Below are 13,128 nucleotides of genomic sequence, written 5' to 3'. Positions count from 1 at the left end.
AAAGACCGGAAAATACGGACTAATTCACTATGAAGATGAGGATGACGCTATAAGGAAATTGCCTTGATAGTATGTAACGCAACGGTAAGCGAGCCACTGAGGGCAACTATCACATTCGTCGTCCCTTCAACATGACCACCCCAATCGCAACACTCGGCACCCCCACAACCCACGGCGGCATCGTCACCTCCGCTAGCGCAGGCGTTATCGTCGACGGTCGCGCTGCTGCGCGCGTCGGCGACGCCGTCAGTTGCCCGGTACATGGACCCGGTGTGATCACGAATGGTGGCCTGGGCACGATCGGTGGCCGGCCTGTCGCACGTCACGGTAGCGGCACGACATGCGGCGCGACACTGGTGGTAACCGGCGGTGGACCGACAGTCTGATCTGACGCGGACTGGGAAATTCTGACACCCCCCACCCCGCTTACGCGCAGCCAAAGCCGTCGCTGGCAAACCCCAACCTCACCAGCGACAGCCTCCAACCCAGCTTTACTCCCGCGCCGAAGAAGCGGCCCCATGACTCAACCAGTCGAGCACAGCACTAGCATCATCATCAGCGCCCTGCCGCGCCTTAGCGACAGTTTCAGCCACATCGGCACTCGGCACAGCCCGCCGAATCGCCACACCGACAGCCAGAATATCGATCATTACCAGATGCAAAATCCGCGAGATCATCGACAACTGCGACTCGCGAATTTCAATATGATCGGTTTCCAGCGCAACAGTAGCCCGCTTGGCCAAAGGCGTATTGCTCGAAGTAATCGCAATCACCTTGGCCCCCGCCTGCATCGCGACATCGAGAACGCGCAACAACTCCGGCGCGCGCCCTGACTTCGACACGGCAACGATCACATCGCCCTTGCCAAGCAGCGCAGCAGACGCCGCCTGCATGTAAAGATCGCCGTAAGCAATCGTAGGAATGCCAAAGCGGAAGAACTTGTAATGCGCATCCTGCGCGACGATATTCGAATTGCCGAGTCCATAGAACTCGATACGCCGCGCGCCGTTCAACAAATCGATCGCCCGCTCCACGTGCTCGAAATTCAAGTGCTCGCGCAACTGCAAAATCGCCGACACGGTGTTGTCCAGCACCTTCGCGCCAAAGTCCGTCGCGGTATCGCCCAGATGCACCTGGCTGTGACTCACCGGAATCGTGCCGGTCAAACCGGTCGCCAGCTTCAGCTTGAAATCGGACAAGCCCTGGCAGCCGAGCGAACGGCAGAAGCGGATCACCGTCGGCTGGCTCACATCGGCCTTGCGCGCGATGTCGACGATCGGGTCGTTGATGATCGAACGCGGATGGTTCAACGCCAGATCCGCAACGCGGCGCTCGGCCGGCGTCAGCGCATCGCGCATCTGGCGAATCCGCTCGAACACTGCCGACGAGCTGCCGCCCGCGCGATTCGACAACTGCTCCGCGAGAATCGCCGACACACCCAGAAACGCCGGATATTCAGCGGTAATCACGTAAGTCGGCACGCTCTGCAAATACGCCTCGAAGCGGCCCTTCGCCTCGAAGCGCTTGCGGAACGACGAGCGCGCGAAGAATTCGCCCAGCCGCGGCACCACGCCGCCGCCGATATAAATGCCGCCCAGCGCGCCGAGCGTCACCGCGATATTGCCTGCGAAGGTGCCGAGAATCCCACAGAACACGTCCACCGCTTCAACTGCCAGCGGTTCGCCGCCGTCGAGCGCGCGCGTGACGATCTCGATCGTGTCGACGTTCGCCGCCACCCGCTTCTTGTCGCGTCCAGCCAAGGCGCGATAGATCACTTCGATGCCGGGGCCCGCGGCCACCCGCTCGAACGACACGTGCGACCACTTCTTGCGCGCGTACTGCAACACGATGTCTTCGCGTTCGTCGGCCGGCGCGAAGGTGGCGTGGCCGCCTTCGCTGCCGAGCGCGATCCAGCGGTCGTCGGCGGGAATCAGGCCGGACACGCCCATGCCGGTGCCCGGACCGAGCAGCCCGATCACGCTATTCGGCCTGCGCGTGCCGCCGCCCACCTGCACGCGTTGCGTGTCGGTGAGGCCCGGCAGCGCCATCGCCAGTGCGGTGAAATCGTTCACCACCAGCAGCGTGTCGAAGCCGAGCGCGCGGCGCGTGGCTTCGATCGAAAAGCTCCAGTCGTGATTGGTCATGCTCACCTGGTCGCCGTCGACCGGATTCGCAATCGCGATCGCCGCGTGATTCACGCGGCCGATTTTGGTGTCCTTCAGGTACTTCTTGATGACGTCGGCCACGCCCGGATAGTCGGCGCACGGATAGACCTGCACCGAGCCGATTTCGCCCGGCGCGATTTCCAGCGCGAAGCGCGCATTGGTGCCGCCGATGTCGGCCAGCAGTCTCGGTCCATCGGCATGCTGGCCGGCGCCCGGAACAGCCTTAGTTTGCACACCAGTAGACATCGAGTCTCACTCCCTTGTCGTTTGCCAACTGCGAGATGGCATTTTTTTGTAGCGAAGCGGCGGCGGCATTCAGCACGTCCAGCTTGCGCGGTCCGGCGATCAGCAGATACAGATGCTTCACTTCTTTCAACACGGAGAGCGACCAGCTCACCCGCGCGTGCGGCGCGTTGCCCGGATGCACGGCGACGAAGCGTTCGCTCGTGGTGATCGCGTGGTCCCACTCGGGCGCGTCGGCAAAAATCGATGCGGTGTGGCCGTCTTCGCCCATGCCGAGAATCGCGACGTCCGGCACCGCGGCAAAGCGCGGGTCGGCGTTCAGCGCGGCAACGTGCGCGTTCAGATCCTGTGACGTGTCGACCAGCGGCCAGAATGCGAGGTCGCGCGCGGCGTTCTGCAACAGTGTCTCGTGTACGAATTGCGAGTTGCTCGCGCTGTCCGTTTCCGGCACCCAGCGGTCGTCGACCAGCGTCAGCGCGATGCGCGGCCAGTCGAAGGACTGAGTGGACAGATACTGCAGGAACGGACGCGGACTGCTGCCGCCGGACACTGCAAGCACTGCCGGGCGCGCGTCTGCCTGAGACGCGGCCACCTGAGCGGCGAGCGACGCATGTAACGCGTCGCCGACCGCTTTCGCCAACGCGTCGGATTGGGCGCGTTGATCGTCGAAAGTGTGAAGCTCGATCACTTCTCCTCCGTGCTGCTTTCTTGTTGGATCTGCGGAATACGCCTGACTACACTCACGAGGACGCCGGCAAGCGGGATGACTTGCAGACGCCCGCGCGATACCGGCGCCATTCCGTTCAGTTCGTCGGTGGGTCTTACAGGCGATGCGCCGCGTCCGCACTGGACCCGGCGCGTCGCCTCGATTGTTTCAGTTTTCTTCTTCGAGCCAGCAGGTGCCGTGCTGCGCCAGCATCGCGCTCGCCGCGGCCGGTCCCCAGGTGCCCGACGCATACGGCTTGGGCGGTCTGTTGGACGTGGACCATTCGTTCAGGATCGGCTCGACCCAGCGCCACGCGGCTTCCTGTTCGTCGCGCCGCACGAACAGTGCGAGCCGCCCATTGATCACGTCGAGCAGCAGGCGCTGATACGCCTCCATCTGCCCTTCGCGGAAGAACTGGTCGAACGCGAGATCGAGGTGGACGCTGGCGAGGTTCATACCTTCGCCGGGCTGCTTCGCGAGACAGTAGAGGCGAATGGTTTCGTTCGGCTGCAAGCGGATCACGAGGCGATTGGCGCCGGCGCGCAACGCCGACGCGCCGAGCGCCGAATGCGGCACCGCGCGGAAATTCACCACGATCTCGGCGACGCGATCCGCGAGACGTTTGCCGGTGCGCAGGAAAAACGGCACGCCGGCCCAACGCCAGTTCTCGATCTCGACCTTGACCGCCACGAAGGTTTCGGTCGTGCTGTCCGGTTTCACACCGGCCTCGGTTGCATACGCAGGCACCGCGTTGCCGCGGATCACGCCCGAATGATACTGGCCCCGCACTGCAACCTTCGTGATATCGCGCGGATCGATCGGCTTTAGCGCACGCAGCACGCGCAATTTTTCGTCGCGCACCGAGTCGGAGTCCATCGAATGCGGCGGTTCCATCGCGACGATCGAGAGCAGTTGCAGCAAATGGTTCTGCACCATGTCGCGCAGTGCGCCGGTGTTGTCGTAGAAGTCGCCGCGTGCTTCCACGCCGAGTTCTTCCGCGATCGTGATCTGGATGCTCTCGACCCACTCGCGGCGCCACAGCGGTTCGAACAACGCATTGCCGAAACGCAGCGCGAGCAGGTTCTGCACCGGCTCCTTGCCGAGGTAGTGGTCGATCCGGTAGATCTGTTCTTCAGCGAAGATTTCGCCGACTGCATCATTAATTGCGTTGGACGACTTCAGGTCGTAGCCGAGCGGCTTTTCCAGCACGATGCGGGAGTTTTCGTTCAGGCCGACTGAAGCGAGCGCGCGGCAGATCGGCACGAACAGCGAAGGACCGGTTGCCAGATAAAACACGCGGATGCCGGGCAGATCCTGGATCGCGTCGCGCAGCAGCACGAAGTCTTCGGCATTGCCGAGATCGATCTTCACGAACTCGATGCGCTCGAGAAAGCTCGCCCACGCAGCTTCATCCAGACCGTTCTTCGACACATGCGGCTTCACGTGCCCGTTCACCCATTCGAGGTAATCGGCGCGATCCTCGATATGCCGCGCGACTGCGAAGATCTTGCCGCTCTCGGCCAGCATGCCGCCCGCACGGTGCGCTTCAAACAGTGCCGGCAGGATCTTGCGCATCGACAGATCGCCGGTTCCGCCGAACAGAACGAAGGTGAAGCTTGAATCGGTTTGCATGAGTCTCCGTCGATATCCTGGGGTCGCCGTCGAGCCCGAAATGAGCGACCGTAGTCCGATAAAATATTTTTTGACACTGAATTGTAGTTTAACTACAATCCAAATCAAGAGGTAGCGCTAATTCGATGAAAAAAGCGTGCGCTGTGCGGTACGAGGCGCGTTTTCCTGAATCGGCCGGCGCTCCCTGCATGTTAACGGACATTACGTGCGGACACGTGCCAGCATGCCACCGGCAGCCCTTACGGAAGGTCGGAAAGCCCACCTGGCGTCAGGGTTAACGTGCAAGGCACCTCGAGTCTGCCGCGCGCGACGCGGGCAGGCAAAAATCAAAAGAGGAGACAGTCAGTTGCATCCCGAACCACTCATCTCTTGAGCTTCCAGCGGCCGAAAATCGGTCCGCCGGCCCATGCCTTCACGCATGCGCCCGACCGTGCTCGATCGCCCAGTGTTTTGCCTGTTTGAACCAACCACAGCACCCTGGCGACATCAGGGGCCATTTGTTTTTTGTTCAGGTGTCTGGAGGAGATAAGCAATGAAATTTCGCGCGATCATGGGCGCTTTGTGCGCCGCAGGTCTGATGTGTGGCGTCTCGGCCGTGCAGGCCGCCGAGTCGGTCGAAGTGTTGCACTGGTGGACTTCGGGCGGCGAATCGAAAGCCGTCGGCGTCCTCAAGGACGACATGACGAAACAGGGTTACACGTGGAAGGACTTCGCGGTTGCGGGCGGCGCAGGTGCGGCTGCCATGACGGCACTCAAGACGCAGGTGATCTCGGGCAACGCGCCGAGCGCCGCGCAAATCAAGGGTCCGCTGATCCAGGACTGGGCTTCGCAAGGCGTGCTGGTGCCGATCGATTCGGTCGCGGGCGACTGGAAGAAGAACCTGCCGCCGGAAATCGACAAGATCATCCGTGCGGACGGCCACTACGTGGCGGCGCCGTTCTCGGTGCACCGCGTGAACTGGCTGTACATCAACAAGGCAGCGCTCGACAAGGCCGGCGGCAAGGCGCCGACCACGTGGCCTGAGTTCTTCGCGGTGGCCGACAAGATGAAGGCCGCGGGCATTCAGCCGATCGCAATGGGCGGCCAGCCGTGGCAAGACCTGACGCTGTGGGAAGACGTCGTGCTGTCGCAAGGCGCGGGCTTCTACAAGAAAGCGCTGGTCGATCTCGACGAGAAGACGCTGACGTCGGATCAGATGGTCGGCGTGTTCGACACGGTCCGCAAGATCCAGGGTTACTTCGACACGGGCCGCACGGGCCGTGACTGGAACCTGGCAACGGCAATGGTCATCAACGGCAAGGCCGGCATGCAGTTCATGGGCGACTGGGCGAAGGGCGAATTCGCCAACGCCGGCAAGAAGTCGGGCACGGACTACATCTGCGCGGCTGTGCCGGGCACGGAAAAGGCGTACACGTTCAACGTCGACTCGTTCGTGTTCTTCCAGCAGAAGGGTGCGAAGACGGCAACGCCGGGTCAACTGGCGCTCGCGAAAACCATCATGACGCCGGACTTCCAGGAGCAGTTCAGCCTGAACAAGGGCTCGATCCCGGTGCGTCTGGGCGTGTCGATGGCGAAGTTCGACGACTGCGCGAAGAAGTCGTACGCGGATGAACAGGTCGCGATCAAGTCGGGCGGCTATGTGCCTTCGCTGGCACACGGCATGGCGCAACCGGATGCAGCAGCCGGTGCGATCTCGGACGTGGTCACGAAGTTCATGAACTCGCAGCAGGATTCGAAGAGCGCGGTTGCAGCGCTCGCGAAGGCAGCGAAGACCAAGTAACAGCGTCAAGCGAAGCGGCGCGCCCGGCAGTCCGGTTCACGGGCGCCGGGCGCGTCCTTCAGATGGATTGATGGTGTCGGTAGCAGGCGGCTTCGGGTGTTACGGAGTCAAATCTAGCCCGTTGCGGTCTTTGCGTTTAACACACGTCAAACATCCCGGCGGTACAGTTTCAGCAGGAGTCGAGTAGTGACTGCTTCTATCAGCGGGAACGGGAAATCCACGGCCACCGTGACCCGCCGCGCGTCGCCGATGGCGGCCCTTGCCGATCGCTGGATTCCGAAGCTGGTGCTCGCACCCAGCGTCGTGATCAGCCTCGTCTTCGTGTACGGCTTCATTGCCATTACCGGTTATCTGTCGCTGTCCAATTCGCGACTGATGCCACGTTATGAATTTGTCGGTCTCGACCGTTATCGCGAACTGTTCGATAACGACGTGTTCTGGACGTCGGCGGCCAACCTCGGCTGGTTCGGCATCCCGTTCATCGGTATCTGTATCGGCCTCGGCCTGTTTCTCGCAATCCTGCTCGATCAGCAGATCCGCAACGAAGGCGCGTTGCGCGCCGTGTTCCTGTATCCGATGGCGCTGTCGTTCATCGTCACGGGTACCGCGTGGCAATGGATCATGACGCCGAGCGTCGGGCTCGAGAAAGTGTTCCACGACTGGGGCTGGACGAGCTTCTCGTTCAGTTGGCTCGGCGACCCGGACAAGGCGATTTTCTGCGTCGTGATCGCGGCCGTGTGGCAATCCACCGGCTTCGTGATGGCGCTGTTTCTCGCGGGTTTGCGCGGTGTCGACGGCGAAATCTTCAAGGCCGCGCAGATGGACGGCGCGAACCTGCCCACCATCTACCGCAAGATCGTGATTCCGAGCATGCGCCCGGTGTTCTTCTCCGTGCTGCTGATTCTCTGCCACATCACGATCAAGACCTTCGACCTGGTGGTCGCGTTGACTGCTGGCGGTCCGGGTACGTCCTCGTCGCTGCCGGCTATTTTCATGTACACGTTTTCGTTCAATCGCGGGCAGCTGGGCGTCGGCGCGGCATCGTCGATGATGATGCTCGCCACCGTCGTCGCCGTGCTCGTGCCGCTGATGTATCTGGAATCGAGGAGCACGCGCAATGCAGCCTAAGATGACGATCAGCCGTGCCGTCATTTATGCGGCCTTGATTCTGTTCGCCCTGTACTTCCTGTTTCCGCTGTACGTGATGCTGTCCACGTCGTTCAAGGACATCGATCAACTGCGCACCGGCAACCTGCTCACGCCACCCACGCGCTGGACCATCGATCCGTGGATCAAGGCATGGAGCGGCGCGTGTACGGGTGTGCGTTGCGACGGCATGCAACCGTTCTTCATGAACTCGGTGCGGATGGTGATTCCGGCCGTGCTGATCTCGTCGATCATCGGCGCGTTCAACGGTTATGTGCTCACGCACTGGCGTTTCCGCGGCGCCGATCCGATCTTCACGATGATCCTGGTCGGCTGCTTCATCCCGTTCCAGGCGATCCTGCTGCCGATGGCGCGTTTCGAAGGCGCACTCGGCCTGTCGAACACGACCACCGGCCTCGTGGTGGTGCACGTGATCTACGGTATCGCGTTCACGACGATGTTCTTCCGCAACTTTTACGTGAGCATTCCGGCTGAACTCGTGAAGGCCGCGCGGATCGACGGCGCCGGCTTCTTCACGATCTTCACGAAGATCCTGATGCCTGTTTCGCTGCCGATTTTCATGGTGTGCCTGATCTGGCAATTCACGCAGATCTGGAACGACTTCCTGTTCGGGATCGTGTTCTCCGGCGTCGATTCGATGCCGATCACGGTGGCGCTGAACAACCTCGTGAACACCTCGACCGGCGTGAAGGAATACAACGTGGACATGGCCGGCGCGATCATCGCCGCGCTGCCCACGCTGCTCGTCTACATCGTCGCCGGCCGCTATTTCGTGCGCGGCCTGACGGCGGGCGCAGTGAAGGGCTAACGCGGGTTAAAGCGGGGCTCATCCCGGTTAAATCATCCGAGCGCGGCGGCTTCTGTTTGTTTCGAAGCCGTCGTCATCCGACAAGACGTTTTCAGCAGTACCAGAGACAAGAGGATTCACAGCATGGCAAGCCTTTCCATCCGTGACGTGTACAAGACTTACCCGAACGGGGTGCCGGTTCTGAAGGGTGTCAACATCGACATCGAAGACGGCCAGTTCCTGATTCTGGTCGGCGGCTCGGGCTGCGGTAAGTCGACGCTGCTCAACATGATCGCCGGCCTCGAAACGGTCACCAAGGGCGAGATCCAGATCGACGGCAAGACGGTGAACAACCTGTCGCCGAAAGACCGCGACATCGCGATGGTGTTCCAGTCTTACGCGCTGTATCCGTCGATGACGGTGCGCGAGAACATTTCGTTCGGCCTGAACATCCGCAAGGTGCCGAAGGCCGAGCAGACGCAGATCGTCGACCGTGTGTCGAACACGCTGCAGATCACGCATTTGCTGGACCGCAAGCCGGGTCAACTGTCGGGCGGCCAGCGTCAGCGCGTTGCCATGGGCCGTGCTTTGGCGCGCGATCCGGTGATGTTCCTGTTCGACGAGCCGCTGTCGAACCTGGACGCGAAGCTGCGTATCGAAATGCGTTCGGAAATCAAGCTGCTGCATCAACGCCTCGGCACGACGATCGTCTACGTGACGCACGATCAGATCGAAGCGATGACGCTCGGCGACCGCATCGCGGTGATGAAAGACGGCGTCGTGCAGCAGTTCGGCGCGCCGCAGGACATTTACGATTCGCCGTCGAATCTGTTCGTGGCCGGTTTCATCGGCGCGCCGCCGATGAACTTCATCCAGGGCAAGCTGGTCGAGCAGGGCTCGGGCGTGGGCATCGAACTCGACACGGGTGTCGCGCGTTCGGTGCTGAACCTGCCGTTCGACTCGGCAAAGGTGAAGTCGCACGTGGGCCGCGAAGTGATCCTCGGCTTGCGCCCGGAACGCATTACGGACGCGCGCGGCGCGCACGGCGACAACGCGAACCTGCAGCCGATCGAAGTGAAGGTCGACGTGATCGAGCCGACCGGTCCGGACACGCTGGTGTTCGCGCAGGTGAACGGCAAGCGGATCGTGAGCCGCGTGCACCCGGCGTCGAATCCGCAGCCGTTGACGAATACCACGCTGCTGTTCGATGCGTCGAAGGCGGTGTTGTTCGACCCGTCGAACGAAGAACGGATTGCCTGACGTGCCTCCCGGCTGACCGGCTCAGGCCCGAACGTTCGGGGTTGAGCGCGTCAGGCGGTTGGTATGAAACGCACCGCTTTTCATGATCGCGAGCAGGTTCTGCGGTTCCGCGAGAATCGCGAGGCCATCGAGCGGATTGCCTTTCACCACGATCAGATCGGCGTGTGCGCCCTGTGCGATCACGCCGAGGCGGCCGCTCTGATTCATCATTTCAGCGTTCACCCATGTGGCGCTGCGCAGAATCTCGGCGGGTTTCATCACAGTCTCGCGCAGTGTGAGTTCTTCGTGCTGGAGGACTTGCATTTCGCCGAGCAGATCGGAGCCGAGTCCGATCTTCACGCCGCTCTCATAGGCCATTTTCATCGCCGAGACGCCCATGTTTTGGACGCGACCGGTTTTTGCCAACATCGCTTCCGACCAGCCGATGCGCTTGCCTTCCCGCGCGATCGCAGCGTAGGTCGCGAGCGTCGGCACGAGATAGGTGCCGTGCGCGGCCATCAGGCGCGCGGTCGCGGCGTCGATCAGGTTGCCGTGTTCGATCGAGCGCACACCGCAACGCACCGCGCGCTGAATCGCGTCGGGTGAATAGGCGTGGGCCATCACGTAGGTTCTGGCGGCCGTCGCTTCGTCGACGATCGCCTTCATTTCTTCTTCCGAATACTGGGTGCCGTCGATCGGGTCGTTCGGCGTCGAGATGCCGCCGCCGGCCATGACCTTGATATGCGTCGCGCCATTGCGGATTTCTTCCCGCACCGCGCGGCGTACTTCGGCCACGCCGTCCGCGACATGGCCGAGCATGCCGACCGCGCCGCAGCACGCGCAGGTCTGGCCGCTGAAGAATGCCGGACGCGTATCGCCGTGGCCGCCGGTCTGGGTGATCGCGCGGCCCGCGATGAAGAGGCGCGGACCGGTGAAATGGCCTTCTTCGATCGCCGCGACGAGACCGGCGTCGGCGCCGCCCGCGTCCCGTACCGTCGTGAAGCCGCGTGCCAGCATCTGCTCGAGAATGTCTTTCGACTTCGCGGTGATTAGCGATTGCGGCATCAACGACAACTTGAAGAAATCCGCCACGCTCGACGAGACGTGCACATGCGCGTCGATCAAACCGGGAAGAACGACGCGCCCGTCCAGGTCGTAGACCTGTGCATCGCCGACTTCGATGGGCTCGAACGAGACTGCGTCGACGATCCCGTTTTCAATGACGATGGTCGCGCCGGGTTTGAGCGTGGCGCTCTCGCTGTCGAACAGATTGGCGTTGTGCAGAACGATCCGTGTCATGAGGTGCTCCTTGGGTTGGGGATGGGATCATTCTGGTGTCCGACTTAATTAACAACAATAACAACGGATTGCCTATTTTGTTGCCTTGATGGCAACATGGTCGCCCGTTATCGATCGAATGGAGCGACGGCAATGAGCGGTCTGACGATGGCGCGCCTGCGCTACCTGTTCGAAGTGGTGCGCCTCGGCGGCGTGCGGCTGGCAGCGGATTTTCTTGACGTGGCCCCGTCCGCGGTGAGCCGGCAGGTGGCGATGCTCGAAAAAATCGCGCGCACGCCGTTGCTTGAAACGAACCGGCGCGGCGCAAAGCCGACCGAGGTTGGTTTGCTGCTGATCGCCTACTACCGGGAGCAGGTGGCGCGCGAAGAGGCGCTCGTCTCGCAACTCGACGGTATGAACGCGCTGGAGTCCGGCCACGTCGCGCTCGGCGCCGTGCAAGGTTTCGCAGACGATCTGATGCGCCATGCTTTGAGCGAATTCAACGCACGTCACCCGAACATGACGATTGCGCTGAAGCTTGGTGGAATCAACGACATTCTCGGCTGGCTCGAAGACGACGAAGTGCACCTCGGTCTGACCTACGGACCGGGACTCGATCTGCACGACGCCCGTTTGAAGGAACTCGCTTCAGTCGCGCAGCCTTTGTGCGCGGTGGTCGGGCGCGATCATCCGCTGGCGCGGCACGAGTCAGTGTCGATCGACGATCTGATCGCTTACCCGTTCGCCCTTGCGAGACCCGGTTACGGGACGCGCAAGATCGTCGAGCAGATCGAAGCGGCTCGAGAATGCCGATTTACGGTGAGCGTGGAAACGGACCATTTGCTCGGTCTGACCGCTTTTGTCCGCGCGGGGATGGGATTGACGCTGTTGCCGGCGTTCGCGATCCATGACGACATCGAGCGCGGCGCTTTGATCGCGCTGCCGGTCAGGCATGCGCTGATGCAGGACGTGAAGGCCCAGCTCGTGAGCCGACGGGGCCGGGAGCTGCCGGTTGGCGCGCTGGCGCTGCAGCGGCTGCTGAGCGGCAACATGCTGGCATTTCGCGTGTAGCGTATAGCGGGCGGCGGTGTCGGCCGCCGGGGGGGGCGCCCCGGTGGCGCGCCGCCATCACGTGCATTCAGGCGTCCGGAATACGCAGATCCGGATTGTTGCGCACCAGTTCCGTCACCCACTCGGTGAACGCGCGCAGCCGCGAACTGAGATTGCGCCGATGCGCGTACAGAATCGACATCGGCGTGCTGGGGCTCGTGTAGTTCGTGAGAATCTCCTTGAGCGCGCCTTGCTCGATCAGATCGGCAACCATGTACCGCGACGGCTGGATGATGCCGTGGCCGAGCGCGCCGGCGCCGATATACACACTGCCGTCGTTGACGGCCAGCACGCTCTTCAACGTCACCCTCGCGACTTCGCCGTCCACCTGATATTCGAACGGGAAGGTCTTGCCGGTGCGCGCCGACACGTAATTGACCGCGCGATGCTCGCTGAGCTCCTCGAGCGTGGTGGGCGTGCCGTGCTTCTCCAGATACGCGGGCGATGCGCACGTGACGATACGCGCCTGGCCGATGCGCCGCGCGACGAGGCTCGATTCCTCCGGCGTGCCCATCCGGATCACGCAGTCCACGCCGTCCTGGATCAGATCGATGTTGCGGTCCGCGAGGCCGAGCCGCACATCGATGTCCGGGTACTGCCGGTAGAAATCGTCGAGCGCGGGCAGCAGCAGGGCGCGCGCGAGCGTGCCGGAGGTATCGACGCGAATCGTGCCCGACGGGCTCTCGCGCTTGTTCGACAGCGACGACTCGGCGTCGGAAACCTCCGCGAGAATGCGCACGCAGCGCTCGTAAAACAGCGCGCCGTCTTCGGTGACGCTCACCTGGCGCGTCGAGCGGTTCAGGAGGCGCACGCCGACATGTTCCTCGAGCGCCTGAATCGTGCGGCTGACTTTGGCGCGCGGTAGATCGAGCGATTCGGATACTTTGGAGAAACTGTTCGCTTCGACCACCCGCGTGAAGATCTCCATCGCTTCGAAACGGTCCATGTTTTGCCTTATCTGAAATGGGCGGAATGTTTTGTCGACGTGAAGTTTAAAGGTTGGGCAAATTGTTGTCTCAAG

General features: G+C 62.2%; 11 protein-coding genes. 6 read left to right on the top strand and 5 right to left on the bottom strand.

All coding sequences use genetic code 11. The annotated features are described in order from the left end of the window. Positions 1–131: 131 nt before the first annotated feature. Complete coding sequence (locus PQQ51_RS22225) at positions 132–386, top strand: PAAR domain-containing protein (protein WP_408498975.1); 255 nt, start codon at positions 132–134, stop codon at positions 384–386. A 105-nt stretch (positions 387–491) separates the two neighbouring features. Here PQQ51_RS22225 and PQQ51_RS22220 read toward each other — a convergent pair whose 3' ends face one another. The 3 genes from PQQ51_RS22220 to zwf all read right to left on the bottom strand — a co-directional run bounded on the left by PQQ51_RS22220 (position 492) and on the right by zwf (position 4,746). After that, entirely contained in the window at positions 492–2,411 is a 1,920-nt protein-coding gene (locus tag PQQ51_RS22220) for a bifunctional transcriptional regulator/glucokinase (protein ID WP_408498974.1), read from the bottom strand. Beyond that, positions 2,389–3,096, bottom strand: a complete 708-nt coding sequence (gene pgl, locus PQQ51_RS22215) for a 6-phosphogluconolactonase (RefSeq protein WP_408498973.1) — start codon at positions 3,094–3,096, stop codon at positions 2,389–2,391. Before pgl ends, PQQ51_RS22220 begins: the two co-directional genes overlap by 23 nt. Positions 3,097–3,282: 186 nt before the next feature. Then, entirely contained in the window at positions 3,283–4,746 is a 1,464-nt protein-coding gene (gene zwf / locus PQQ51_RS22210; RefSeq protein WP_408498972.1) for a glucose-6-phosphate dehydrogenase, read from the bottom strand. Positions 4,747–5,278: 532 nt separating this feature from the next. On the opposite strand from zwf, the gene PQQ51_RS22205 reads away from it, so the two are divergent. The 4 genes from PQQ51_RS22205 (at position 5,279) to PQQ51_RS22190 (ending at position 9,740) form a co-directional block, all read left to right on the top strand. Beyond that, positions 5,279–6,526: an ABC transporter substrate-binding protein gene (locus PQQ51_RS22205; RefSeq protein ID WP_408498971.1), complete on the top strand. Its 1,248-nt coding sequence runs from the start codon at positions 5,279–5,281 to the stop codon at positions 6,524–6,526. Positions 6,527–6,712: 186 nt separating this feature from the next. Then, positions 6,713–7,654 carry a carbohydrate ABC transporter permease gene (locus PQQ51_RS22200; protein WP_408498970.1) on the top strand — a complete coding sequence of 314 codons (942 nt, stop codon included), beginning with the start codon at positions 6,713–6,715 and terminating at the stop codon, positions 7,652–7,654. After that, positions 7,644–8,501 (top strand): carbohydrate ABC transporter permease, encoded by an 858-nt coding sequence (locus PQQ51_RS22195; RefSeq protein WP_408498969.1) that lies wholly within the window; start codon positions 7,644–7,646, stop codon positions 8,499–8,501. The genes PQQ51_RS22200 and PQQ51_RS22195 overlap by 11 nt, the downstream gene beginning before the upstream one ends. A gap of 123 nt (positions 8,502–8,624) precedes the next feature. Beyond that, positions 8,625–9,740 (top strand): ABC transporter ATP-binding protein, encoded by a 1,116-nt coding sequence (locus tag PQQ51_RS22190; RefSeq protein ID WP_408498968.1) that lies wholly within the window; start codon positions 8,625–8,627, stop codon positions 9,738–9,740. A gap of 21 nt (positions 9,741–9,761) precedes the next feature. On the opposite strand, the gene PQQ51_RS22185 is transcribed toward PQQ51_RS22190, so the two are convergent. Further along, positions 9,762–11,018, bottom strand: coding sequence for a metal-dependent hydrolase family protein (locus tag PQQ51_RS22185; RefSeq protein ID WP_408498967.1), 1,257 nt, complete (start codon positions 11,016–11,018; stop codon positions 9,762–9,764). A gap of 132 nt (positions 11,019–11,150) precedes the next feature. Here PQQ51_RS22185 and PQQ51_RS22180 point away from each other — a divergent pair, with 132 nt between their 5' ends. Next, positions 11,151–12,068, top strand: coding sequence for a LysR family transcriptional regulator (locus PQQ51_RS22180; protein ID WP_408498966.1), 918 nt, complete (start codon positions 11,151–11,153; stop codon positions 12,066–12,068). A 67-nt stretch (positions 12,069–12,135) separates the two neighbouring features. Here PQQ51_RS22180 and PQQ51_RS22175 read toward each other — a convergent pair whose 3' ends face one another. Then, positions 12,136–13,053 carry a LysR family transcriptional regulator gene (locus tag PQQ51_RS22175; RefSeq protein ID WP_408498965.1) on the bottom strand — a complete coding sequence of 306 codons (918 nt, stop codon included), beginning with the start codon at positions 13,051–13,053 and terminating at the stop codon, positions 12,136–12,138. Between the last annotated feature and the right edge of the window lie 75 nt (positions 13,054–13,128).

Origin of the sequence: Paraburkholderia xenovorans (assembly GCF_046030735.1) — a bacterium.
Lineage (GTDB): Bacteria > Pseudomonadota > Gammaproteobacteria > Burkholderiales > Burkholderiaceae > Paraburkholderia > Paraburkholderia xenovorans_A.
This window is presented reverse-complemented; position numbering and strand designations above follow the sequence as displayed.